Genomic DNA, 25,273 nt, shown 5'->3' with positions numbered 1-25,273 from the left:
CCTTCCCCCTACGACCAGGAGAGACACGTGCCCAGAGCGCTCGTCACCGGTATCGCCGCCACCGCCGTCGCCACCGTCCTGCTCACGGGCTCCGGAGCCGTGAGTGCCACGGCCACCGCGCCACGCGAGCCGCACGCCACCGATGTCCATCGGGTCCGGATTCAGGACGACTTCGACTCGTTGGGCCCGGAGGTCCGGGCGCTGAAACTGGACTCGGGGCGCACCGCCCACTACATCGACGAGGGCCCCCGGGACGGCAAGCCGGTTCTCTACCTCGGCGGCACGGGCACCAGCGCCCGGGTGGCGCATATGACGGACTTCCTGCGCAGCACCCGGGAGTCCCTCGGGCTGCGGCTGATATCGGTCGAGCGCAACGGCTTCGGGGACACGGAGTTCGACAAGAGCCTGGGCAAGGCCGACTTCGCCAAGGACGCGCTCCAAGTGCTGGACCGCGTCGGGGTGCGCAAGGTCAGTGTGATCGCCATCTCGGGCGGCGGTCCCTACGCCGCCGAGCTGGCGTCCCTGGCCCCGGACCGCATCCAGTCACTGCACCTGGCCGCCGCTCTGCCCCCGTACGGCCCGAAGCGCCCCGACTGCTCGATGTCGGACGAGGAGCTGGGCAAGTCGCTGGCGCCGCAGATCGCCGATCCCCGCGTCTGGTGGGCGCTGCCGGACGACAGCCCGACCAAGCGCATCCCCGGCTTCGCCGACACCGCCTTCGAGGACGGCGCCCGCACCCACAACCAGCGCGGCCAGAAGGCCGACCCCGCGCCCCAAGTGCATGAGCAGAGGCTGTACTGCCAGCGGCCCGGCCCCGATCTGTCAAAGCTGACGGCCCCCGTGATCCTCTACAGCGGCAAGAAGGACACGACCGTGCCGCCCAGCACGATCGACACCTGGAAGCAGTACCTGCCCGGCGATCCGGCCGTGCGCAGCTACGCGGACTCGGGCCACGATGTGCAGTACCGCCACTGGGACCAGATCCTCGTCGACCTCGCCGGGCACACGGACCGCACGGTCATCTGCTACCGGGGCCACAGCGCCATGCCACCCGCCCGGATCGCCGACCCGCTGGTCGAGAAGGGGCGGGCCACGCTCGGGATCTGCGCCTGGCAGAAGCCCGGTGAGGACGGCCCGGTCGACTGAACCCGTTGCGCGTCACTCCCCCGCCGACGGCCGCCGCGCCCAGAACAGCGCGTGGCCGCCGTCGCCCTCGGGGACGAACTCCTCGCCCTCGACGGTCAGTCCGGCCTGAGTGAGCCAATCCCGGTAGGTCGCGGCGTCGGCGTGACTCCACCACATCGTGGCGCCACCGCCGAGCCAGTTGTCATCGGATCCGGTCCAGGCGCTGTGTCCGGTGGTGCCGAGGAACCAGCCGCCAGGGCGGAGCCAGGTGGCGATCCTGGCAAGGAGGGGAGGCTGTTCGGCCAGCGGGATGTGGATCAGGGCGTAGAGGGAGACCACGGCGTCGAAGGTGGCCGCCGGGAACTCCACGGCCGTGGCATCGGCCCGGCGGAACTCGGCCTCCGGCACGAGCTGCCGCGCCCGGCCGATCTGCACCTCGCTGATGTCCACACCGGTCACCCGGTGCCCGGCGGAGGCCAGGTTGCGAGCCACCGGTACGCCGCTCCCGCACCCCAGGTCCAGCACGGTGGCGGCGGCCGGGATGCGCTGTTGGAGGGCGCCGAGCCAGGGCTGGTACTTGGTCTCGGTGGCGTAGGACTGCTCGTAGTGGCGGGAGAGCGCGTCGTAACCGCGCCTGACCACGTCCTTGGGGTCGTCAATGTCCACGGCCAAGCACGGTAGTTCGGGGCGGGCGCGTTCCGCCAACGGTTTTCGCGCGCCCGCGACGCGGCCATCAGGCCGTTCGAACGGCGGCCACGAACTCCGCCCAGGCACTGGCCGGAACGACCAGGGCGGGGCCGCCCTTGTCCTTGGAGTCACGGATGCCGACCCGGGCGGTGCGGGGGAGGTGGGCGATCTCCACGCAGCCGGTGCCGTTGTTCTCGCTGTACGAGGACTTGAACCAGGCGCTCTCTGGAGCGACGTCAGGCGCTATGCGGTAAGTCATGTCAGATCTCCCGTGCTAGTTGTTGTAGAAACGCCGGTGTCTCGCCGGGGGCGAGGGCACCTGCTCGCAGAGCCTCGAACCTGCGGGAGAAGGACCAGATGGTCGTCTCCTTGTCGCTGATGTCCGACCCGTCGATCGCATCGCTCTGCACGACTGTCGGCAACGGACTGCCGAACTCCCACAGATTGAAGTTGGCGCCGGTCCTGTACGTGGCCGTGGCCATGGGAAGGATCTGGACCGTCACATTGTCGAGCCGGGCCAGGGTCTGAATCTCCTCGTACTGTTCGCGCATGATCTCCGGGCTGCCCACCACTCGTCTCAGCGACGCCTCGTCCTGGATGACCCAGAGTTCCAAGGGGCTGTCTCTGCGCCTCAGGGCCCGTTTCCGCTCACCACGGATCTGGATGTGGCGCTCGACGAACTCGGTGTTGGTTTCTTCGACCGGCTTGGCGGCCAGGAACATCTCCCGGGTGTAGCGCTCCGTTTGCAGCAGGCCGAAGATGACATGGGGCTGCCACGTACGGCTGGTGCGGGCTCCGCTTTCCAAGCCGATGTACATCCCCATGCCCGACGGCAGCACACTGCGATAGATGGACCACCAGCCCCGGTTGAGGGAGTCGCGATGGATCTGTAGGAGGAAGTCCGCGTCTTCCTCGTCCTCGACGCCATATCGGTCCAAGAGGGCCTTCAGGTCCGCGGCCTTGGGCAGGGCCGCGAGACCGTTCTCGACGCGGAACAGTTTCGTGGTGGAAAACGTCAACCCGTCCACGGCCTCCGCCAGGGTGAATCCGGCCTTGTCCCGCAACCTCTTGAGCTCCCAGCCGAGTTGCATGCGACGGACCGTCGGTCCCGTTGGTGCTGCCACGAGTATGCCTCCCGTTGGGTCGAGCCTGCCATGCCGCCGTGCGAGTTCTGAGTCTGGCAAGGACAGCCCGCCACATCAGGCCATTTGCCCACTCGGTCACATATGCCATCTGAAGCGGAAATTAGCTGTCATCTTGCGTGCCAGCTTCCGCGCACACGAAGCTGTTTCCGCCACCGCCTCATCACTCGCGGTAGCGGAAACCTCGGAACGCCATGGAGCCCTCATGCCTTCATCACGCCCCCGTCTGCTGCCCTGGCCCGGACTGAACGGGCAGCCCTGCTTCCTCGTCACCGACAACACCGGCACCAGCTACCTCTCCCGGCTGGCCGACGAGATGGAGGCCGTACAGCTACGGACCGGGGCCGACCTTCTCGGGCATGCCAGGCCGCTGCTCCGGGACCGCAAGGCCGACGCCTGTGAGCTGCGCTTCGTGGGTCATCGGCTCGCCGAGGCGCTGCATGACGCGCTGCGGGTGGCCGAGAGCCGGGGGCGGCGGCTGGAGGACCGGGAAGAGACCGCACCCGAGCAGAGTTAGTAGAAGCATGAACAACAGCGTGGACGTCGTGGTCATCGGTGCCGGGCAGGCGGGGTTGTCCGGGGCCTATCACCTGCGGCGGGCCGGTTACGAGCCCGGCACCGGCTTCGTGGTGCTCGACCACGCGCCCGCGCCCGGCGGGGCGTGGCAGTTCCGGTGGCCCTCGCTGACGTACGGCAAGGTCCACGGGATGTACGACCTGCCCGGCATGCGACTGACCACCGACGAGGCGGATGCCGAACGGCCCTCGTCCGAGGTGATCCCCGCGTACTTCACACGCTATGAGCGCGCCTTCGATCTGCGGGTGGTCCGCCCCGTGCACGTCGACGCCGTACGGGACGGGGACGACGGGCGGCTGCTGGTCGAGACCTCGGCCGGGACCTGGTCCGCGCGGGCACTGATCAACGCGACCGGGACCTGGGACCGGCCGTTCTGGCCCCGCTACCCCGGGCAGGAGACCTTCCGGGGGCGGCAGTTGCACACCGCGCAGTACCCCGGGCCCGAGGCGTTCGCGGGGCGGCGGGTGATCGTCGTCGGGGGCGGCGCCTCCGGGGTGCAGCATCTGCTGGAGATCGCGGAGGTGGCCGCCGAGACGACCTGGGTGACCCGGCGCCCGCCGGTGTTCCGCGAGGGGCCGTTCGGCGAGGTGCGGGGGCGGGAGGCGGTGGCGATGGTCGAGGAGCGGGTGCGGCGGGGGCTGCCGCCGCAGAGCGTGGTGTCCGTGACCGGACTGGCCCTGACGGAGCCGGTGCTGCGCGCCCGGGAGCAGGGGATACTCGACCGGCTGCCGATGTTCGAGCGGATCACCCCGGACGGGGTGGCCTGGGCGGATGGGCGCCATGTCGCGGCGGACACGATCCTCTGGGCCACCGGTTTCCGCGCCGCGATCGACCATCTCGCCCCGCTGCGGCTGCGTGAGCGGGGTGGCGGGATCGCCGTCGAGGGGACCCAGGCGGTCCGGGATCCACGAGTGCATCTGGTCGGCTACGGGCCGTCGGCCAGCACGGTCGGCGCCAACCGGGCGGGCCGTGCGGCCGTACACGAGATCCAGGCGCTGCTGGGTGCCCCTGACGACAGCCAGAGGTCACCGGAGAAGGCCGCCGCCGGGCGTTGACCGGGTGCGGGGCGGGCCGGTACTGCCCCGGGACGAGATCGAGGCCCGGCCCGATGTGGACCGGCTGGTCGTCGGCATCCGACGGCGCTCGCCGGTGGGCAAGGCGCTGCTGGGCAGTGTGAGCCGGCGGCTGCTGCTGGAGAGCCCCGTCCCCGTCGTCGCGGTCAAGCCCCCGGCCTGACCGTGGCGACGTAACGGGCCGACGTCCGCACCGGGGCCGCCGAGATCGGCGAACCCCGGGTCAGGCGCCCGGTCGGGACGCGAATGTGGAGTCCCGCACCACCAGCTCCGGCTGGAGCACGATCCGCCGGTGCTGGTGGGCGGCGGCCTCGTCGCCGGTCTCCTCGATCAGCAGCTCGGCCGCCGTCCGCCCCATCCGGAACGCCGGCTGGCGCACCGACGTCAGCGGCACCGCAGCCGCCGCCGCGAACTCGATGTCGTCGTACCCCACCAGCGCCACCTCCCCCGGCACCGACACCCCGGCCGCGAAGAGGGCCTGCAGCACTCCGAGCGCCAGCAGGTCGTTGGCGCAGAACACCGCCGTCGGGCGCGGCGAGATGCCCAGCAGCCGCGCGCCCGCGTCCCGGCCCGAGGCCACGTCCAGCCGCTCGGCCTCGATGTGCACCATCGTCTCCGCCGCCGGCCCCTCCTCCGCGAACGCGCTGAGCAGCCCGGCGCGCCGGTCCTGGCACTGCGGGAGCAGCATCGGACCGCTGACGTAGACCACGGAGCGGTGTCCCTGGGCGATGAGGTGGCGGCCGGCGAGCGCCCCGCCCTCGATGTCGTCGACCGACACCGAGCAGCCGTCGGCGCTGGGCACCTCCCGGTCCACGAAGACGAACGGGATGTCGTGGCGCCGGAAGCTCTCCAGGTTGGCACCGGTGACATCGGCCGGGGTGACCAGGACCCCACGCACCCGGTGCTCGGCGAAGAGTCCGAGGTAGTCGGCCTCCTCCTCGGGGCTCTGGGCGCTGTTGCACACCATCACCCCCAGCCCCGCCTCCCGCGCCGCACGCTCCGCACCGCTCGCCACGTCCACGAAGAACGGGTTCGCCATGTCCAGCACCAGCAGCGCGATGATGCGGCTGCGCCCCGCGCGCAGTTGACGCGCGGACTCCTGGCGTACATAGCCCAGGCGCTCGATCGTGGACAGCACCCGGTCGCGCGTGGCCTCGGCGACCATCTCGGGCCGGTTGATCACGTTCGAGACGGTGCCGACGGACACTCCCGCCTGCCGCGCGACGTCCTTGATCCCCACCATGCGTCCCACGACCCGGAGCCTCCGTCTTCCCGCGACCCACCGCGGTCGCGGGAACATGGTAGTGCTCTGTTCGACCGGTCGGGCAGGACCGGGCCGCCCGCCGCGGGCTCCGCCGGGCCGCTCGGGGCCGCTCCGGGCCGCTCCGGGCCGGTCCGGGTCGGTCCGGGTCGGTCCGGGTCGGTCCGGGCCACCGCGGGACCCTTTTCAGCGGGAGCGGACCAGGCTCGACCCGCGGACGACGAGTTCGGGCTGGAGGACGATCCGCTGGTGGCGGTGGTCCGCTGCCCGCTCCCCCGTCTCCTCGATCAGCAGCTCGGCCGCCATCCGCCCCATCCGGAACGCCGGCTGGCGCACCGACGTCAGCGGCACCGCGGCCGCCGCCGCGAACTCGATGTCGTCGTACCCCACCAGCGCCACCTCCCCCGGCACCGACACCCCCGCCCCGTACAGCGACTGCAGCACCCCCAGCGCCAGCAGGTCATTGGCGCAGAACACCGCCGTCGGCCGCGGTGACATGCCCAGCAGCCGCGCCCCCGCGTCCCGCCCGGACGTCACATCCAGCCGCTCCACCTCGACATGGCGCAGCGCGGACTCGCCGAGCCCCCGCTCGCGCAGGGTCCGCAGCGCGCCCTCGCGGCGGTCGCGGCACTGGGCCAGCCGCATCGGCCCGCTCACATAGGCCACACCGCGATGACCCAGGTCCAGCAGGTGGCGGGCGGCGAGTTCGCCGCCGGTGACATCGTCGACCGACACCGAACACCCCTCGGCGCTGGGCAGCACCCGGTCGACGAGGACGAACGGGATGGGCTGCCGCCGGAAGGAGGCGAGGTTGCGCCCGGTCATATCGGCCGGGGTCATCAGCACCCCGCGCACGCGCTGTTCGGCGAAGAGTCCGAGGTAGTCGGCCTCCTCCTCGGGGCTCTGGGCGCTGTTGCACACCATCACCCCCAGCCCCGCCTCCCGCGCCGCACGCTCCGCACCGCTCGCCACGTCCACGAAGAACGGGTTCGCCATGTCCAGCACCAGCAGCGCGATGATGCGGCTGCGGCCGGCCCGCAGTTGACGCGCGGACTCCTGGCGTACATAGCCCAAGCGCTCGATCGTGGACAGCACCCTGGCCCGGGTCTCCTCGGACACCGACTCCGGGCGGTTGATGACGTTGGAGACCGTGCCGACCGAGACCCCGGCCTCGCGCGCCACCTCTTTGATGCCCACCCCGGGTGCCATCCGTCAGGAGGGGAGCGTGACGTCGACGACGCGGAGGGCGGAGGGCGCGGTGCCGCCGAGCAGGGCGGTGGCCAGTGCGGTGATGGCCAGTGGTCTCATGTCCGTTCCTTTCCTGGTGCGCTTGTGGGGGGGCGGAGCGAGCTTCTGTCCCCACCCCGCCCCTCCCCACAGCATCGATCTGCGGCTCCGCCGCGTGGAGGGGCTCCGCCCCTGGACCCCGCGAATGCCGGGGGCATCCCCGGCCCCCGGGGCCAGGACGAGGCCGGAGGCCGGAGCCCGCTATGGTCCGGCAGCGCCCCGAAGGGGCGCGGGGCTGTGTCCATGTGCGGCTCCGCCGCGGCTGTGTCCATGTGCGGCTCCGCCGCGTGGGCGACCAGCCACGAGGGCGCCGCGGATGGCCGACGACGGATCGTGGCACCTTCAGCGGAGCGTTTACGCGAGGTGGAAGACCTCCGTGAGCGGCTTCATCGCCTCGTCCGGCCGCGCGCCGTCGAGCGCTTCGAAGAAGGGCGCCATCTCGGCCTGCCAGCGGGCGTTGACCTCGGTGGCGGCCATCGCGGCCTGGGCGGCCTCGAAGTCCTCGGTCTCCAGATAACCCACCAGCAGCCCGTCCTCGCGCAGGAAGAGCGAGTAGTTGTGCCAGCCGGTCTCCGCGAGCGCCGCCCGCATCTCGGGCCAGACGGCCTCGTGCCGCTCGCGGTACTCCTCGATCCGGTCCTGGCGGACCTTCAGCAGAAAGCACACCCGCCGCATCGCCGAACCGCCCTCAGAAGTCGAACTTGTCGATGTTGGCCTTGTCGAAGACGGTGGGCGGGCCGAGGATGATCTCCCCGTTCCTGCCGACCGTGTACTCGCCCAGCTTCCCGGCCTTGAACTTCTCCCCCTCGGCCCCGGTGATCTGCCCGGAGGCGAGCGCTGCCGCGGCATACGAACCGAGGTAGCCGAGCTTCTTGGGGTCCCAGAGCGAGAACTGCTCGACGGTGCCGTCCTTGACGTACTTACGCATCTGGTTGGGCGTGCCGAGTCCGTTCAGCACGACCTTGCCCTCGTACGAGGAGCCGCTGATGTAGCGGGCGGCCGCGGCGATGCCGACCGTGGTGGGCGCGATGATGCCCTTGAGCTTGGGATACGCCTTGAGCAGGCCCTGGGTCTCCTGGAAGGACTTCTGGTCGTCGTCGTCCCCGTACACGGTCTTGACCAGCTTCATGTTCTTGTAGACGGGCTTGCTCAGCTCGTCCTTCATGAAGCGGATCCAGGTGTTCTGGTTGGTGGCGTTCTGGGTGGCGGACAGGATCGCGATCTCGCCCCTGTAGTCGAGCTGCTTGGCGAGGTGCTGGACCTGGCTGCGGCCGATCTCCTCGGAGCCGGCCTGGTTGATGAAGAGCTGACGGCAGGCCGGGGCGGTGTCGGAGTCGTACGCCACCACCTTGATGTCCTTCTTCATGGCCTGCTTGAGCGGGCCGCAGACCGCGTTGGGGTCGTTGGCCGCGATCAGGATGGCGTCCTGGCGCTGCTGGACCAGGGTGTTGATGTACGACACCTGGGAGGAGGCGCTGGCGTCGGACGGGCCCACCTCCTTGCCCTTGCCGCCGAACTCCCCGGCGGCCGTGATCCCCGCCTGGTCGATGAGCTTCTCGTACGGGTTGTTGATCTGCTTGGGCAGAAAGGCCAGCTTGAGGCCCTTCTTCAGCGGTGCGCCGGGGTCGGCCTTGGCGTCGGTCTTGGCGGGGCCGCTGTTGTCGTTGTCCTTCTTGGTGGTGCCGCCGCAGCCGGCCAGGGCCACGGCCAGGGCACAGACCGCGGCGGCGGTGGCGGCGGCGCGGCGGCGCGCGGGAGAGCTCTTCATGGGGAGACCTTTCGCGGTGCGTGGGTGGATCAGCTGGTCGAGGCGGCGGCGCGCCGGTGACGCCAGGCGCTCACGGTGGTGATCAGGCGGGGGGTGAGGACGGAGGCCACCAGCAGCAGTCCGGTGACGATCACCTGGACCTCGTTGGCCACGTCATTGAGGGTCAGCAAATTCTTCAGGACGCCGATGAGCAGCACCCCGGCGACGGCGCCGAACAGTGTGCCCTTCCCGCCGTCGAAGTCGACACCGCCCAGCAGGACGGAGGCGATGACGAGCATTTCGAAGCCCTGGCCGTTGTCGGCCCGCGCGCTGCCGTACCGCAGGGTGAACACGACCCCCGCGAAGGCCGAGATCAGCCCGCTGACGACGAACAGCAGCAGCTTGACGCGCTTGACGCGGATGCCCGCGAAGTAGGCGGCGTCCTCCTGGGCGCCGATGGCGAACAGCGACCGGCCCAGGCCCGTGGCGTGCAGCACCACGGCGGCGATGGCGGCCAGCACGATGAACAGCACCACCGGATAGGTGAGGAAGGTGCCGGGCACGGTGGTGGTGTCCACGGCCCACTTGGCGTACGTCTCGGGGAAGTCCGTGATGGCGCCCGTGCCGAGCACCACCGAGGCCAGCCCCCGGTAGAGGGCGAGCGTGCCGATGGTGACGGCGAGCGAGGGCAGCCCGACCCGGGTGACCAGCCAGCCGTTGATCAGCCCTCCGACCACCCCGACCAGCAGCACGATCGGCACGATGGTTTCGAACGCCCAGCCCGCGTCCCACAGTTGGCCGGTGAGCGCGCTGCCCAGGCCGAGCATCGAGGCCACCGACAGATCCACCTGCCCGGCCACCACCAGCAGTGTCATCGGCAGCGCCATCAGCGCCACCTCGGCGATGTCGTTGAAGGCGAAGGCGAGGTTGTCGCGGCTCGCGAAGCCGTCCGTGGTGCCGAGGCCGGTGAGGAAGACGGCCACCAGCAGCACCCCGACGGCGGTGTCCCACCTGAGCTTCATCGGGGTTCTCCTTCGTGGATACCCCCGGCCTCAGCCGGGGGAGGAAACGAAGCTCCCGCGGAGCAGGGCAGGGAAAGCCGAATCGCCGTCAGGGTGATCCGGCGTCCACCAGAATTCGGCCGACACCCGCCCCTCACAAGGGAGCTGATAGATTGTGAGGCGTGACGCAGCAGGTCAAGCGGGCGTTCAGGTACCGCTTTTACCCCACGGACGAGCAGGCGGCGGAGCTGTCGCGCACGTTCGGCTGTGTCCGCCTCGTGTACAACAAGGCGCTGGAGGAGCGCACGAGGGCCTGGTACGGCGAGCAGCGCCGCATCTCCTACGTGCAGTCCTCCGCCGCGCTGACGGAGTGGAAGAAGACGGCGGAACTCGCCTTCCTCTCGGAGGTGTCGTCCGTTCCCCTCCAGCAGGCGCTGCGCCACCTTCAGACGGCGTTCGGGAACTTCTTCGCCAAGCGTGCGAAGTACCCGCGGTACAAGTCGCGGAAGAAGTCCCGCGCGTCGGCCGAGTACACCCGCAGCGCCTTCACGTGGCGCGACGGGCGCCTGACGCTGGCGAAGATGGCCGAGCCGCTTGACATCCGCTGGTCCCGTCCCCTGCCGGAGGGTGCGGAGCCGACGACGGTGACTGTGTCCCGCGACAGCGCGGGCCGCTGGTTCGTGGCGATGCTCGTCGAGGACACCATCGCCCCTGCCCCTGCCACGAGTGCGGCGGTCGGCCTGGACGCCGGGATCACCTCCCTGGTCACCCTGTCCACCGGGGAGAAGATCGCCAACCCCCGGCACGAACGCCGCGACCGAGCCCGCCTGGCCAAGGCCCAGCGGGAGCTGTCCCGCAAGGCCAAGGGGTCCGCGAACCGGGAGAAGGCGCGCCGGAAGGTCGCCCGTGTGCACGCGAGGATCACCGACCGACGCCGCGACTTCCTGCACAAGCTGTCGGCTCGTCTCGTCCGTGAGAACCAAACGGTCGTGATCGAGGACCTTACCGTCCGCAACCTGCTGAAGAACGGCAAGCTCGCGCGTACCATCTCGGATGCGGCCTGGACGGACCTGCGCATGATGCTGGAGTACAAGTGCGCCTGGTACGGGCGCGAACTCGTCGTGATCGACCGCTGGTTCCCGTCCAGCAAGCTGTGCGGGGCGTGCGGGACGGTCCGCGAGAAGCTGCCGCTGAACGTCCGCGAGTGGACGTGCGACTGCGGCACCGTGCATGACCGCGACGTGAACGCGGCACGCAACATCCTGGCCGCCGGGCTGGCGGCGTCTGCCTGTGGAGACGGTGTAAGACCTCAACGGGAGTCCTCCCGGACGGGGCGGTCGTCGGTGAAGCAGGAAACCCAGCGGGCGACCGCTGGAATCCCCCGCCTTCAGGCGGGGAAGGAAGTCAACGTGCGCTCCTCTTCCTCAGCGCACGGGTCATGCGCACCCTCACGATCCGGTCCACGCTGATGGCCGCCAGCAGCAGCGCACCGGCGATGGCGTCCTGCCAGAAGGAGTCGACCTTCAGCACGGCCAGGGCGCTGCCGATGGTGGTGAGCAGCAGCGCGCCCAGCGCCGCTCCCCACACCGTGCCGGTGCCGCCGACGATGGCGACGCCACCGACCACCACCGCGCTGACCACGGTCAGCTCCCAGCCGTGGGCGTTGTCGGCGACGACGGTGCCGAAGCGGGCCAGCCACAGCGCGCCCGCGAAGCCCGAGACGGCGCCGGAGAACAGATACGCGCCGAGCACGCGCCGCCGGATCGGCACCCCGGCCAGCCGGGCGGCCTCCGGGCTGGAGCCGATGGCGTACAGCTCACGGCCGGCGCGGTAGGTGCGCAGGACGTACGCGGTCCCGGCGAGCACCGCGAAGGCGATCAGCGGGAGATACGGGATGCCCAGCACACTGCCGCTGCCGAGGTCCAGCACGGGCTGCGGCACATCGGCCGCGTTGATCTGCTCGCCCTGCGCCCACCAGTAGTCGACGCCCTGGATGATGTAGAGCATCCCGAGGGTCACCACCAGCGCGGGCACCCGTCCGAAGCTCACCAGCGCGCCGCTGACGATGCCGCAGCCCGCGCCGACGAGCAGGCCCAGCAGCAGGACCGTCAGCACCCCGTGGTCGGTGCCGGAGACGAACTTCCCGCAGGCGAAGGCGGACAGGCCGACCACAGAGCCGACCGACAGATCGATGTTGCGGGTGATGACCACCACCGACTGCCCGACCGCGAGCAGCACCAGGATCGCGGCGTTGAGCAACAGGTCCTTGATGCCCTGGTCGTTGAGGAAGCGCGGCTCGGCGATCCAGGTGAACAGCACCAGCAGCAGGAGGGCGCCGGCGATGCTGATCTCCCGCGCGCGGAAGACGGCGTCGACGAGCGAGCGCGACGAGCGCGCCGTCTCCGGCGCGGCGGCGGGCTTCCCGGGCTTCTCGACGGTCACGCTCACGTGCGGGTCCCTTCTGCGGTGGCGCCGGTGGCGCCGGTGGGCCCGGTGGCGCCGGTGGGCCCAGTGGCGCCCGTGGCACCGGTGGGCCCGGTCACGCCGGTGGCGCCGGTGCGCCCGGTGACGCCCGTGGCACCAGTGGGCCCGCTCGCGCCCGTGGCACCAGTGGCGTGGGGGTGCACGCTCGCGCCGGTGGCACCGGTGCGCCCGCTCGCGCCCGTGGCGTCGGTGCGCCCGGTGACGCCGGTGCGCCCGCTCGCTGCGGTGCCATCGGTGGGCCCGCTCGCGTCGGCGTCGCGGGGGATCCCGGTCGCGGCGGCCTCACCAGCGCCACCGGGAACACCGGGGCCATCGGCGCCACCAGCGACACCGGGAACACCGGCGCCACCGGCGCCATCCGTGAGCCCGGTCGCGGCGGCCATCACGGACTCCTCGGTGGCCTCGGCGCGCGGGATCTCGGCCACCAGCCGGCCCTCGTGCATCACCAGGACCCGGTCGGCCATGCCCAGCACCTCGGGCAGATCGGAGGAGATCATCAGCACCGCGAGGCCGTCGGCGGCCAGCGACGACAGCAGCCGGTGCACCTCGGCCTTGGTGCCGACGTCGATCCCGCGCGTGGGCTCGTCGACGATGAGCACCGTGGGCTCGGTCGCCAGCCACTTGGCGAGCACGACCTTCTGCTGATTGCCGCCGGAGAGCACCCCGACGTGGTCGGCGAGGCTGCCGTACTTCAGCTGGAGCCGGACCGCCCAGTCGGCCGCGCGGCCGCGCTCCAGCGTCCGTTGCACCAGTCCCGCGCGGCCCAGCCGGGCGAGGCCGGTCAGCCCGATGTTCCGTTCGATGGACATCTCCATCACCAGGCCCCGCTGGCGCCGGTCCTCGGGGACGAGCGCGAGCCCGGCGTCCATGGCGGCGGTCGGCGAACCGGGCCGCAGCACCGTCCCGTCCACCCGCACCTCGCCCGCGTCCGCCCGGTCCACACCGAAGACGGCCTGGGCGACCTCGGTGCGCCCGGCGCCGACCAGCCCGGCGAGCGCGACGATCTCACCGCGCCGCACCTCGAAGGAGACGTCCCGGAAGACGCCCTCTTGGGTCAGCCGCCGCACTGACAGCGCGGTTTCGCCCACTCGGCTGTCCTGCTTGGGGTAGAGCTCGGCCAGGTCCCGGCCGACCATGCGGCGGACCAGATCGTCCTGGGTCAGCCCCGTCAGCGGCTCGGAGGCCACCCACCGGCCGTCCCGCAGGATGGTGACCCGTTGGCACAGCTCGAAGATCTCCTCCAGGCGGTGGGAGATGAACAGCACGGCGGCGCCCTCGGCGCGCAGCGTTTCGACGACCGAGAAGAGCCGGGCGGTCTCGCTTCCGGTCAGCGCTGCCGTCGGCTCGTCCATGATCAGCACCCGGGCGTCGAAGGAGAGCGCCTTGGCGATCTCGACGATCTGCTGATCGGCGATGGACAGGCCCCGGGCGGGCCGGTCCGGGTCGAGTTCGACGCCGAGCCGCGCCATCAGGGCGGCGGTGGAGGTCCGTACGGCCTTGTGGTCGATCCGGCCGAGGGCCCGGCGGGGCTGACGGCCCATGAAGATGTTCTCGGCGATGGACAGATCGGGGAAGAGCGTGGGCTCCTGGTAGATGACGGCGATGCCGACGTCGCGCGCGTCGGCGGGGCCGTGGAAGACCACCGGTTCGCCGTCCAGCAGCACCCGGCCGGAGTCGGGCCGGTGCACCCCGGCGAGGGCTTTGATCAGCGTCGATTTGCCCGCCCCGTTCTCACCGGCCAGGGCATGGGCCTCACCGGCGAAGAGCTCGAGCGAGACATCGCGAAGGGCCCGTACGGCGCCGAAGGATTTGTTCACCCCCTCGAGGGCGAGGACCGGCACACCGGTCGAAGCAGGCTGGCTCACGGAGTCTCCTGACGCATACCCAGGGCGGGAAATGAAATGTTTCAATGCTGGATTCCGGGAAGCTAGCCCCGCACTTTGCGGCCGTCAAGGGGGTGTGCACGGGATATACCCACATCGATTCAGCCCCCTTGACGCGCCCAGAGCACCGGCCCTACGGTCCAGGCGCCTTGGGTTGAATCGTTTTCATCCCATCGTTCCCGCCCGTTCCCGCCCGTTCCCGCCCGTTCCCGCCCGTTCCTGCCCGTCGTTCCTGCCAGCTGTTCCTGGAGGAAGACCGTGATCACCAGACGTCACCTGCTCGCCACCACCGCTGCCACCGGTACGGCCCTCACGGGTCTGCCCGCTCTCACCCCGTCCGCCACCGCCGAGGACCGCCCCGCCGCCGGGCTGCGGGTCCGGAGCACGACGGTGGAGTACGCGCCCCATCCGCTCGGCCTCGACACCTCCCGCCCCCGGCTGAGCTGGATCCTCGACTCGGACGCCCGCGACCAGTTGCAGAGCGCGTACCACATCAGGGTCGCCACCTCCCCCGACCGGCTCGGCGACCCCGATGTCTGGGACAGCGGCAAACAGAAGTCACGCCAATCGGTCCTGGTGCCCTACGACGGTCCGGCCCTGCGGCCGCGCACCCGGTACCACTGGTCGGTACGGGTCTGGGACGACCACGGCCGCCCCTGCCCGTGGTCCGCCCCCGCCTGGTGGGAGACCGGGCTGCTGGGCGACGGGCAGTGGCAGGCGCGCTGGATCACCGCACCCGCCGCGCTGACCGCGCCGCCTGCCCTGGACGGCGCCTCCTGGATCTGGTTCCCGGAGGGGGATCCGGCCACCGAGGCCCCGGCGGCCACCCGGTGGTTCCGCACCTCGGTCCGGGCCACGGGCACCGTCCGCCGCGCCCGGCTGGTGGTGGCCGCCGACGACGGCTTCACCGCCCATGTGAACGGCACCGAGGTCGCCTCCCGCGAGGCACTGGGTGTGCTCAAGGCATGGAGCCATCCGGCCACCGTCGACGTCACCGAATTCCTGCAGCAGGGCGCCGCCACTCTCGCCCTCTCGGCCACCAACGCCGAGCAGGGCCCGGCGGGGCTGCTGGCCACCCTGGAGCTCACCACCGACGACGGCACCACCACCCACCACCACACGGACGCCACGTGGCGCACGACCGACGCGAAACCCCCCGCCGCCTGGCCGGACCGGGACTTCGACGACAGCGGCTGGGCCACCGCCAAGAAGCTGGCCGCCTGGGGCAGTGGGCCCTGGGGCAGGGTGTTCCCGCTCCAGTCCCCCGCCCAGCTGCGCCGCACCTTCCGGCTCACCAAGCCCATCGCGCGCGCCCGGCTCTACTCCACGGCACTGGGTCTCTACGAAGCGCACCTCAACGGCGTCCGCGTCGGCCGCGACCAACTGGCGCCCGGCTGGACCGACTACCGCAAGCGGGTGGCGTACCAGACCTACGACGTCACCGACGCTCTCCGCCCCGGGGCCAACGCCCTCGGTGTGACCCTCGCCCCCGGCTGGTACGCCGGGAACATCGCCTGGCTCGGCCAGGCCCAGTACGGCGACCACCCCGCCCTGCTCGCCCAGTTGGAGGTCGTCTACACCGACGGCAGCACCGAGCGCATCACCACCGACCAGCAGTGGCGCGCGGCCACCGGCCCGCTGCTGACGGCCGACGTGCTGATGGGCGAGGAGTACGACGCCCGTAAGGAGACCCCGGGCTGGTCCTCACCGGGCTTCGACGACACCGGCTGGCGGCCCGCCGTCACGGCCACGGACATCACCGCCGAGGTCGTGGCCCAGACCGACGCCCCGACCCGCGTGGAACGCGAGATCAAGCCCGTCGAGGTCACCGAACCCGCCCCCGGCGTCCACCTCTTCGACCTGGGCCAGAACATGGTCGGCAGCGTCCGCCTCACGGTCTCCGGCCCGGCCGGCCGAAAGATCCGGATCCGCCACGCCGAGGTGCTGGGCCCCGACGGCACCCCCTATACGGCCAACCTGCGCACCGCCCGCCCCGTCGACACGTACACCCTCAAGGGCGGCGGCCCCGAGACCTACGAGCCGCGCTTCACCTTCCACGGCTTCCGCTACGTCGAGGTCACGGGCTACCCCGGAAAGCCCTCCCTCGACGCCGTCACGGGCCGGGTCATGCACACCGCCGCCCCGTTCACCCTGTCCTTCCACACCGACTCGGCGATGCTCAACCAGCTCCACTCCAACATCACCTGGGGCCTGCGCGGCAACTTCCTGTCCATCCCCACCGACACCCCGGCGCGGGACGAACGGCTCGGCTGGACCGGTGACATCAACGTGTTCTCCAGCACCGCCGCGTACGCCATGGAGTCCGCCCGCTTCCTCACCAAATGGCTCCAGGACATGCGCGACGGCCAGACCGACGACGGCTCCTTCCCCAACGTGGCACCCAACCTCGGCGACGTCGGCGACGGCGTCGCGGGCTGGGGCGACGCCGGAGTGACCGTGCCCTGGAACCTCTATCAGGCGTACGGCGACACTCAGGTGCTGCGCGACAACTGGCCGGCCATGCGCCGCTGGATCACCTACCTGGAAAAGCACAGCACCGGTCTGCTGCGGCCCGCCGAGGGCTACGGCGACTGGCTCAGTGTCGAGGCGGACACCCCCAAGGACGTCATCGCCACCGCCTACTTCGCCCACGCCACCGACCTCGTCGCCCGCACGGCACACGTCCTGGACGAGGACCCGGCCCCGTACGAAGACCTCCTGACCCGCATCAAGGCGGCCTTCCACCGCGCCTACGTCTCCCCCGACGGCAGGATCAAGGGCGACACCCAGACCGCGTACGTCCTGGCGCTCTCCATGGACCTGCTCCCCGCCGCCCTCCGCAAGCCCGCCGCCGACCGGCTCGTGGCCCTCGTCCAGGACCGCGACTGGCATCTGTCCACCGGTTTCCTCGGCACCCCCCGGCTGCTCCCCACCCTCACCGAGACCGGTCACACCGACGTCGCCTACCGCCTGCTCCACCAGCGCACCTTCCCCTCCTGGGGGTACCAGATCGACCGGGGCGCGACCACGATGTGGGAGCGCTGGGACTCCATCAAGCCGGACGGGAGCTTCCAGGACGTCGGGATGAACTCGTTCAACCACTACGCCTACGGCTCGGTCGGCGAGTGGATGTACCAGAACATCACCGGGATCGTCCCCGCCGCCCCCGGCTTCCGCGAGATCCTCATCCGGCCCCGCCCGGGCGGCGAGGTGCGCTCCGCCGAGGGCCGCTACGACTCCCTCTACGGCCCGGTCACCACCCGCTGGTCCCAGGGCGAGGACTTCACCCTCACGGTGTCCATCCCCGTCAACACCACCGCACAGATCTGGGTCCCCGCCCGCCGCGCATCGGACGTGACCCGTCGCGGCGGCCGGCTGCTGCGGATGGCGGACGGCTGCGCGGTGTTCGCCGTGGGCTCGGGAACCCACCACTTCTTGACGCGTGGCGGACCGCGCGACTAGGTTTCTTGAATCGTTTCATGAAGGAGATTCATGTCTGACGTTCCAGCCGTGAAGGCGGCCCTCAAGAGCCAGGCGGTCGAGACGCCGTCATGGGCGTACGGCAACTCCGGAACCCGGTTCAAGGTCTTCGCCCAGCCCGGTGTCCCGCGCTCCCCCCAGGAGAAGCTGGACGACGCCGCCCAGGTGCACGCCTTGACCGCAGTGGCGCCCACCGTCGCCCTCCACATCCCCTGGGACCGGGTCGAGGACTACGGGGCGCTCGCCACATACGCGGAGGAACGCGGCCTGAAACTGGGCGCCATCAACTCCAACGTCTTCCAGGACGACGACTACAAGCTGGGTTCGGTCACCCACCCCGACCCGGCGGTCCGCCGCAAGGCGCTGGACCACCTCCTGGAGTGCGTCGACATCATGGACGCCACGGGCTCCCGTGACCTCAAGCTCTGGTTCTCCGACGGCACCAACTATCCCGGCCAGGACGACATCGCGGCCCGCCAGGACCGCCTCGGCGAGGCCCTGACCGCCGTCTACGACCGTCTCGGCGACGACCAGCGCATGCTGCTGGAGTACAAGTTCTTCGAGCCCGCCTTCTACACCACGGACGTCCCGGACTGGGGCACCGCCTACGCCCACTGCCTGAAGCTCGGCCCCAAGGCCCAGGTCTGCGTCGACACCGGCCACCACGCCCCCGGCACCAACATCGAGTTCATCGTCGCCCTCCTCCTGCGCGAGAAGAAGCTCGGCGCCTTCGACTTCAACTCCCGCTTCTACGCGGACGACGACCTGATGGTGGGCGCCGCCGACCCCTTCCAGCTCTTCCGGATCATGTACGAGGTGGTCCGCGGCGGGGGGCTGGCCTCGGGGGTCGCCTTCATGCTCGACCAGTGCCACAACATCGAGCCCAAGATCCCGGCGATCATCCGTTCCGTCATGAACGTCCAGGAGGCCACGGCCAAGGCCCTCCTGGTCGACGGGGACGCGCTGGCCGCCGCCCAGCGCACGGGCGACGTGCTGGGCGCCAACGCGGTGCTGATGGACGCCTACAACACGGACGTACGGCCGCTGCTCGCCGAGGTCCGTGAGGAACTGGGCATCGATGCCGACCCGATGGGCGCGTACCGGGGCTCGGGGTGGGCGGAGCGGATCGTTTCGGAGCGGGTGGGTGGGCAGCAGGCGGGGTGGGGGGCGTAGCGCCTGCGACGGGCCCTTCCCCACCCCACCCCACCCCGCCCCTCCCCGAACCCGGGGGCAAGCCCCCGGGCCCCCTGGGGCTCCACCCCGAGCCCCTCCTGGGGCTCCGCCCCAAACCCCCGGGCACTACCCCAGACCTCTGGGACTCCCCACCGAACCCCAGAGGCGCTGCACCGAACCCGCCGGGGCTCCGCCCGAACACCCCAGCCAGCCGCCCCAAACACGCGGGGCTTCGCCGCGAACCCCTTGGCGCCGCCCCCGACCACTACTGGCCCTCAAACCCGCCCCCGCGGGACACGCCTCCCGCTGTCACCGAAACCCACCGAGACCGGCCCGGTTCACACACAGAGGACGTCATGACCGCAGCACTCCACCCCGAGGCGGCCGCGCTCCTGGAGCGCTCGCATCGTCTCGGTGCCGACCCCCGCAATACCAACTACGCGGGCGGAAACACCTCCGCCAAGGGCACCGCGACCGACCCGGTCACGGGCCAGGATGTCGAGCTGATGTGGGTCAAGGGCTCCGGTGGCGATCTGGGCACGCTCGCCCACTCCGGGCTCGCCGCGCTCCGTCTGGACCGGCTTCGCGCGCTCACCGAGGTCTATCCAGGGGTGGATCGCGAGGACGAGATGGTCGCGGCCTTCGACTACTGCCTGCATGGCAAGGGCGGGGCCGCGCCGTCCATCGATACCGCGATGCACGGCCTGGTCGACGCCGCCCACGTCGACCACCTCCACCCCGACTCCGGCATCGCCCTCGCCTGCGCGGCCGATGGCGAGGCGCTGACCAAAGAGTGTTTCGGCAACCAGGTCGTCTGGGTGCCCTGGCGTCGGCCCGGCTTCCAACTGGGCCTGGACATCGCCGCCGTCAAGAAGGCCAACCCCCAGGCCATCGGCTGCATTCTCGGTGGCCACGGCATCACCGCCTGGGGCGACACCTCCGCCGCGTGCGAGGCCAACTCCCTCCGCATCATCCGTACCGCCGAGGAGTTCCTCACCGCACGCGGCAAGGCCGACCCGTTCGGCCCCGTCGTCCACCCCACCCTCCCCGACGCCGAGCGCCGCGCCCGCGCGGCCGCCCTGGCGCCCGTGATCCGCGGCCTGGCCTCCACGGACCGCCCCCAGGTGGGCCACTTCACGGACAACGACACCGTCCTGGACTTCGTCTCCCGCGCCGAACACCCACGCCTCTCGGCCCTCGGCACCTCCTGCCCGGACCACTTCCTCCGTACGAAGGTCCGCCCCCTGGTCCTGGACCTCCCGCCCGACACCCCCCTCGACGAGACGATCACCCGCCTCAGGGAACTCCACGCCGAGTACCGCACCGACTACGCGGCCTACTACAACAACCACGCCACCCCCGACTCCCCTCCCATGCGCGGCGCGGATCCCGCCATCGTGCTCATCCCCGGCGTCGGGATGTTCAGCTACGGCAAGGACAGGCAAACGGCCCGTGTGGCAGGCGAGTTCTACGTCAACGCGATCAACGTCATGCGCGGCGCGGAAGCCGTCTCCACCTACTCCCCCATCGAGGAGTCGGAGAAGTTCCGCATCGAGTACTGGGCGCTCGAAGAGGCCAAGCTCCAGCGCATGCCGAAGCCCAAGCCCCTCGCGACCCGTATCGCCCTGGTGACCGGCGCCGGCTCGGGCATCGGCAAGGCCATCGCCCATCGCCTGGTGGCCGAGGGCGCATGCGTCGTGGTGGCGGATATCAACGCGGACTCGGCCACGGCCGTCGCACAGGAGCTGGGCGGCCCGGACAAGGCCACCGCCGTCACCGCCGACGTCACCTCCGAAGAGCAGATCAAGGCGGCATTCGCCCAGGCAACCCTGCACTTCGGCGGGGTGGACATCCTGGTCAACAACGCCGGGATCAGCATCTCCAAGCCCCTCCTCGACACAACCACCCAGGACTGGGACCTCCAGCACACCATCATGGCCCGAGGCAGCTTCCTGGCCTCCCGCGAAGCGGCACGGACCTTCATCGCCCAGAACATGGGCGGCGACATCGTGTACATCGCCTCCAAGAACGCCGTCTTCGCGGGCCCGAACAACATCGCGTACTCCGCGACCAAGGCCGACCAGGCTCACCAAGTCCGCCTCCTCGCAGCAGAGTTGGGCGAGCACGGCATCCGGGTCAACGGAGTGAACCCCGACGGCGTAGTCCAGGGTTCCGGCATCTTCGCAAGCGGCTGGGGCGCACAACGCGCGGCCGTATACGGCGTCCCCGAGGAGAAGCTGGGCGAGTTCTACGCCCGACGCACCCTCCTGAAGCGCGAAGTACTCCCGACCCACGTGGCGAACGCGGTCTTCACGCTCGTAGGCGGCGACCTGACCCACACCACGGGTCTGCACATCCCCGTCGACGCCGGGGTCGCGGCGGCGTTCCTGCGCTGACAGGCGCGTGAGGGGCCCCGTACGCACCACAGCAACCGCCCACGCACCCCACCCACCACGAGGTCCACGTGTCCACCAAAGAGCACCGCTTCGCCGCCGTAGACCTCGGTGCGTCCAGCGGCCGCGTCATCGTCGGTGAGGTCGCCCCCGAACGGCTGACCCTCCACGAGGCACACCGCTTCCCCAACCGGCCCACCCGCGTCCTGGGCACCCTGCACTGGGACATCCTGTCCCTCTACCAGGGCGTCCTGAACGGCCTGAAGGCAGCGGCGAGAAACACCACCCATCCCCTGGCCGGCATCGGCATCGACACCTGGGCCGTCGACTACGGCCTCCTGGCCGCCGACGGCACCCTCCTGGCCAACCCCGTGCACTACCGCGACACCCGCACCAACGGCGCCGCCGAAAAGGTCGCGGAAACACTCTCGCCCCAGGCCCTCTACGCCGCCACCGGCATCCAGCACCTCCCCTTCAACACCATCTACCAGCTCATCTCGGCCCGGGGCACCCCCGCCCTCACCGCCGCCCACCGCCTCCTCCTCATCCCCGACCTCATCTCGTACTGGCTCACCGGCGAGCCCGGCACCGAGCTGACGAACGCCTCCACCACCCAGCTCATCGACCCCCTCACCCGCGACTGGGCCACCCCCGTGGCGCAGGCCCTGGGCATCGATCTGTCGCTCTTCCCGCCCCTGCGCCACCCGGGCGACCCGGCCGGAACCCTGCGCCCCGAGGTCCTCGCCGAGACGGGCCTCGCCACCCCCGTCCCCGTGACCGCCGTCGGCTCGCACGACACCGCGTCCGCCGTCGTCGGCGTCCCGGCCACCACGCCCGACTTCGCGTACATCGCCACCGGCACGTGGTCCCTCGCCGGGCTCGAGCTGGACGCGCCGGTGCTCACGGAGGCGAGCCGCGCGGCCAACTTCACCAATGAGCTGGGCGTGGACGGCACGGTCCGCTATCTGCGCAACATCATGGGGCTGTGGATGCTCCAGGAGTGCGTCCGCGCCTGGGAAACCCGGGGCACCACAGCCGCCCAAGCCACCGACACCGACCTCACCGCACTCCTCCAAGCGGCAGCCCGAGCCACCCCCCTCCGCTCCGTGGTCGACGCCGGCGACCCCGCCTTCATCGCCCCGCACCACATGCCCGACCGCATCGCCGACGCCTGCCGCCGCACCGGCCAGCCCGTCCCCCGTACCCCGGCCGAGACCACCCGCTGCGTCCTGGACTCCCTCGCCCTGGCCCACCGCCGCGCGATCGACGACGCCGCGCGGCTGTCCGGCCGTACGGTCCGCACCGTGCATATCGTCGGCGGCGGTGTGCACAACGCGCTGTTGTGCCAGCTCACCGCCGATGCCTGCGGGCTCCCCGTGATCGCGGGCCCGGCCGAGGCGGCGGCCCTCGGAAACGTACTGGTCCAGGCCAGGGCGGCCGGAGTGATCACCGGCGGGCTGTCCGAATTGCGCGCGCTGCTTCACAGCACCCAGCCACTGAGGCAGTATGAGCCCACAGGTGATCATTCGGCGTGGGACCGGGCAGCCGCCCGGCTGGGGGACGCGCAGGTCACAAGGGCCGCCACCGGCCTGGGCGACGAGGAGGAACCGTGCGCGTAGCGCTCTTCATCACCTGCGTCAACGACACCCTCTACCCACACACCGGCCAGGCCGTGGTCACGCTCCTCGAACGGCTGGGCGTGGAGGTCGGCTTCCCGGAGGCGCAGAGCTGCTGCGGCCAGCCGCAGTTCAACACCGGCTACCGCCACGAGACCGAACCGCTGGTGCGCCGCTACGCCGCCGCGTTCCACGACTACGACTACGTGGTGGCCCCCTCGGGGTCCTGCGCGGCGATGGTGCGGGACAACTACCCCCGGATCGGCGCCAAGGCGGCCGCGGAGGGGCGTGGCCAGGAGCTCGCGGACGCGGCGGCCGAGGCGGTCCCCAAGACGTACGAGCTGACCGAATTCCTCACCGACGTCCTGAAGGTCACCGACGTCGGCGCGTACTACCCGCACACCGTGACCTACCACCCCACCTGCCACGGGCTGCGGATGCTGGGGCTCGGCGACCGCCCGCGTTCGCTCCTCGCCGCCGTGAAGGGGCTGAACCTGGTGGAGCTGCCGGGCGCCGATGAGTGCTGCGGCTTCGGCGGTACGTTCGCCGTCAAGAACGCGGCCGTCTCGGCGGCCATGGGGGCGGACAAGGCGCGCAACATCACGGCGACCGGCGCCGAGGCCGTGTGCACGGTGGACAACTCCTGCCAGATGCACATCGGCGGCACACTCGCCCGCCAGGGCTCCACGGTCCGCCCCGTCCACATCGCCGAGATCCTGGCCAGTACGGAAGGAAACGTCTGGTGAACCGACACCGCCAGGCGAGCGGACACCATCAGGTGAGCGAACCCCAGAGGGAAGGACACGACTGGTGAGCGGAACCCACCAAGCCACCTACCTGGGGATGCCCGCTTTCCCGGCGGCGGCCGACGCCTCGACCCGGAACACCCGGCTGCGCGCCAACCTCCGCCACGCCACCCACACCATCCGCGCCAAGCGCGCCACGGCGGTGGCCGAACTGGACGACTGGTCGTCGCTGCGCGCCGCGGGCGCGGCCATCAAGGACCGTACGCTGCGCCATCTCGACCACTATCTGGAGCAGTTGGAGAGCGCGGTCACGGCGGCCGGCGGCCACGTCCACTGGGCTGCGGACGCGGACGAGGCGAACCGGATCGTCACCGAGCTGGTGCAGGCGACGGGCGAGCGCGAGGTCGTCAAGGTCAAGTCGATGGCCACGCAGGAGATCGGCCTGAACGGCGCGCTCGCCACCGCCGGGATCACGGCGTACGAGACCGATCTCGCCGAGCTGATCGTGCAGCTCGGCGACGACCTCCCGTCGCACATCCTGGTCCCGGCGATCCACCGCAACCGGGGCGAGATCCGCGACATCTTCGCGGAGAAGATGGCCCAGTGGGGCCGCCCGGCCCCGGAGCGGCTGACCGACGCGCCCGCCGACTTGGCGGAGGCCGCGCGGCTGCACCTGCGGGAGAAGTTCCTGAACGCCAAGGTGGGCATCTCCGGCGCCAACTTCATGATCGCGGAGACCGGCACGCTCGTGGTCGTGGAGTCCGAGGGCAACGGCCGGATGTGCCTGACCCTCCCCGAGACGCTGATCTCCGTCGTCGGCATCGAGAAGATCGTCCCCACCTTCCAGGACCTGGAGGTCTTCCTTCAGGTCCTGCCCCGCTCCTCGACCGCCGAGCGGATGAACCCGTACACCTCCACCTGGACCGGCACCACGGACGCGGACGGGCCCCGCACCTTCCACCTGGTCCTCCTCGACAACGGCCGCACCGACACCCTCGCCGACACCGTGGGCCGCCAGGCGCTGCGCTGCATCCGCTGCTCGGCGTGTCTCAATGTGTGCCCGGTGTACGAACGGGCGGGCGGCCATGCCTACGGATCGGCGTACCCGGGCCCGATCGGCGCGATCCTCACCCCCCAACTGCGCGGTGTCCAGAGCGAGCTGGACGCTTCCCTCCCGTACGCCTCCTCCCTGTGCGGGGCGTGTTACGAGGTGTGCCCGGTCGCCATCGACATCCCGGAGATCCTGGTCCACCTCCGTGAGCGTGTGGTCGAGGGCGGGCCCGTCTCCGTCAGCGGTACCCGTACCGTCATCAAGCCCGCCAAGGGCCACGCCGCCGAGCGCGCCGCGATGCGCGCCGCCCGCTGGGCCCTGGACCACCCCCGGGTGCTGCGCACCGGCCAGCGCCTGGCCTCCCGCACCCGCCGCTTCCATCCGCGCCGGCTGCCCGGTCCGGGGCGGGCGTGGAGCGATACGCGGGAGCTGCCGAAGGTGCCGGAGGAGTCGTTCCGCGACTGGTGGCGACGCACCCGCGGCGAGAGCGGCACGGAGGGAAGGAAGACCACATGACCCCGCAAGCCCCCGGCTCCCGGAACCCCGGA

At 71.1% G+C, this 25,273-nt stretch carries 20 protein-coding genes and 1 pseudogene; 11 read left to right on the top strand and 10 right to left on the bottom strand.

The features are described 5' to 3' along the window. The first annotated feature begins 27 nt into the window (after window positions 1–27). Entirely contained in the window at window positions 28–1,146 is a 1,119-nt protein-coding gene (locus AS97_RS38025) for an alpha/beta hydrolase (RefSeq protein ID WP_210566483.1), read from the top strand. Window positions 1,147–1,158: 12 nt separating this feature from the next. Here the strand turns inward: AS97_RS38025 and AS97_RS38020 are convergent, their stop codons facing one another. The 3 genes from AS97_RS38020 to AS97_RS38010 form a co-directional block, all read right to left on the bottom strand. Then, window positions 1,159–1,791 (bottom strand): class I SAM-dependent methyltransferase, encoded by a 633-nt coding sequence (locus AS97_RS38020; protein ID WP_247204616.1) that lies wholly within the window; start codon window positions 1,789–1,791, stop codon window positions 1,159–1,161. A gap of 67 nt (window positions 1,792–1,858) precedes the next feature. Continuing rightward, a complete protein-coding gene (locus AS97_RS38015) occupies window positions 1,859–2,071 on the bottom strand; it encodes a DUF397 domain-containing protein (RefSeq protein WP_210566482.1) in 213 nt (70 codons plus the stop codon). A gap of 1 nt (window position 2,072) precedes the next feature. Then, entirely contained in the window at window positions 2,073–2,903 is an 831-nt protein-coding gene (locus AS97_RS38010) for a helix-turn-helix transcriptional regulator (protein ID WP_247204615.1), read from the bottom strand. Between the two features lie 256 nt (window positions 2,904–3,159). Between AS97_RS38010 and AS97_RS38005 the strand changes: the two genes are divergently transcribed. The 3 genes from AS97_RS38005 to AS97_RS37995 are packed head-to-tail and all read left to right on the top strand — an operon-like array spanning window position 3,160 to window position 4,766. Beyond that, window positions 3,160–3,471 carry a hypothetical protein gene (locus AS97_RS38005; protein ID WP_210566480.1) on the top strand — a complete coding sequence of 104 codons (312 nt, stop codon included), beginning with the start codon at window positions 3,160–3,162 and terminating at the stop codon, window positions 3,469–3,471. Between the two features lie 7 nt (window positions 3,472–3,478). Beyond that, window positions 3,479–4,585: an NAD(P)-binding domain-containing protein gene (locus tag AS97_RS38000; RefSeq protein ID WP_210566479.1), complete on the top strand. Its 1,107-nt coding sequence runs from the start codon at window positions 3,479–3,481 to the stop codon at window positions 4,583–4,585. 4 nt (window positions 4,586–4,589) lie between these two features. Beyond that, the gene (locus AS97_RS37995; RefSeq protein WP_247204614.1) at window positions 4,590–4,766 is read left to right on the top strand and encodes a universal stress protein; all 177 of its coding nucleotides are present in this window, start codon (window positions 4,590–4,592) and stop codon (window positions 4,764–4,766) included. A 60-nt stretch (window positions 4,767–4,826) separates the two neighbouring features. Here AS97_RS37995 and AS97_RS37990 read toward each other — a convergent pair whose 3' ends face one another. From AS97_RS37990 to AS97_RS37970, 5 genes are all read right to left on the bottom strand, one after another. Further along, a complete protein-coding gene (locus AS97_RS37990) occupies window positions 4,827–5,846 on the bottom strand; it encodes a LacI family DNA-binding transcriptional regulator (RefSeq protein WP_125760320.1) in 1,020 nt (339 codons plus the stop codon). 204 nt (window positions 5,847–6,050) lie between these two features. Then, entirely contained in the window at window positions 6,051–7,073 is a 1,023-nt protein-coding gene (locus AS97_RS37985) for a LacI family DNA-binding transcriptional regulator (protein WP_210566478.1), read from the bottom strand. A gap of 432 nt (window positions 7,074–7,505) precedes the next feature. Next, window positions 7,506–7,826: an L-rhamnose mutarotase gene (locus AS97_RS37980; RefSeq protein ID WP_014056391.1), complete on the bottom strand. Its 321-nt coding sequence runs from the start codon at window positions 7,824–7,826 to the stop codon at window positions 7,506–7,508. A gap of 13 nt (window positions 7,827–7,839) precedes the next feature. After that, window positions 7,840–8,919 carry a rhamnose ABC transporter substrate-binding protein gene (gene rhaS / locus AS97_RS37975; protein ID WP_210566477.1) on the bottom strand — a complete coding sequence of 360 codons (1,080 nt, stop codon included), beginning with the start codon at window positions 8,917–8,919 and terminating at the stop codon, window positions 7,840–7,842. A 29-nt stretch (window positions 8,920–8,948) separates the two neighbouring features. Next, entirely contained in the window at window positions 8,949–9,920 is a 972-nt protein-coding gene (locus AS97_RS37970; RefSeq protein ID WP_059143355.1) for an ABC transporter permease, read from the bottom strand. Window positions 9,921–10,081: 161 nt separating this feature from the next. Here AS97_RS37970 and AS97_RS37965 point away from each other — a divergent pair, with 161 nt between their 5' ends. Beyond that, a complete protein-coding gene (locus tag AS97_RS37965) occupies window positions 10,082–11,368 on the top strand; it encodes an RNA-guided endonuclease TnpB family protein (protein ID WP_197049049.1) in 1,287 nt (428 codons plus the stop codon). Here AS97_RS37965 and AS97_RS37960 read toward each other — a convergent pair. Further along, window positions 11,304–12,347: an ABC transporter permease gene (locus tag AS97_RS37960; protein ID WP_059143356.1), complete on the bottom strand. Its 1,044-nt coding sequence runs from the start codon at window positions 12,345–12,347 to the stop codon at window positions 11,304–11,306. The genes AS97_RS37965 and AS97_RS37960 overlap by 65 nt on opposite strands. Before the next feature lie 401 nt (window positions 12,348–12,748). Then, window positions 12,749–14,248: pseudogene (locus AS97_RS37950) on the bottom strand (sugar ABC transporter ATP-binding protein); the annotation flags it as partial. Window positions 14,249–14,524: 276 nt separating this feature from the next. On the opposite strand from AS97_RS37950, the gene AS97_RS37945 reads away from it, so the two are divergent. The 6 genes from AS97_RS37945 (at window position 14,525) to AS97_RS37920 (ending at window position 25,241) form a co-directional block, all read left to right on the top strand. Further along, entirely contained in the window at window positions 14,525–17,728 is a 3,204-nt protein-coding gene (locus AS97_RS37945) for an alpha-L-rhamnosidase (protein WP_210566476.1), read from the top strand. A gap of 30 nt (window positions 17,729–17,758) precedes the next feature. After that, window positions 17,759–18,919: an L-rhamnose isomerase gene (gene rhaI, locus AS97_RS37940; protein WP_210566475.1), complete on the top strand. Its 1,161-nt coding sequence runs from the start codon at window positions 17,759–17,761 to the stop codon at window positions 18,917–18,919. Between the two features lie 356 nt (window positions 18,920–19,275). Continuing rightward, window positions 19,276–21,315 carry a bifunctional aldolase/short-chain dehydrogenase gene (locus AS97_RS37935; RefSeq protein WP_210566474.1) on the top strand — a complete coding sequence of 680 codons (2,040 nt, stop codon included), beginning with the start codon at window positions 19,276–19,278 and terminating at the stop codon, window positions 21,313–21,315. Between the two features lie 68 nt (window positions 21,316–21,383). After that, window positions 21,384–22,931 carry a rhamnulokinase family protein gene (locus AS97_RS37930; RefSeq protein WP_210566473.1) on the top strand — a complete coding sequence of 516 codons (1,548 nt, stop codon included), beginning with the start codon at window positions 21,384–21,386 and terminating at the stop codon, window positions 22,929–22,931. After that, window positions 22,922–23,674: a (Fe-S)-binding protein gene (locus AS97_RS37925; RefSeq protein ID WP_059146555.1), complete on the top strand. Its 753-nt coding sequence runs from the start codon at window positions 22,922–22,924 to the stop codon at window positions 23,672–23,674. The genes AS97_RS37930 and AS97_RS37925 overlap by 10 nt, the downstream gene beginning before the upstream one ends. Window positions 23,675–23,771: 97 nt before the next feature. Next, entirely contained in the window at window positions 23,772–25,241 is a 1,470-nt protein-coding gene (locus tag AS97_RS37920; protein ID WP_210567371.1) for a lactate utilization protein B, read from the top strand. Window positions 25,242–25,273 lie beyond the last annotated feature (32 nt).

Origin of the sequence: Streptomyces sp. AgN23 (assembly GCF_001598115.1) — a bacterium.
Lineage (GTDB): Bacteria > Actinomycetota > Actinomycetes > Streptomycetales > Streptomycetaceae > Streptomyces > Streptomyces antimycoticus.
Note: the sequence above shows the minus strand (reverse complement) of the source record. Positions and strands in the feature narration are given on the sequence as shown.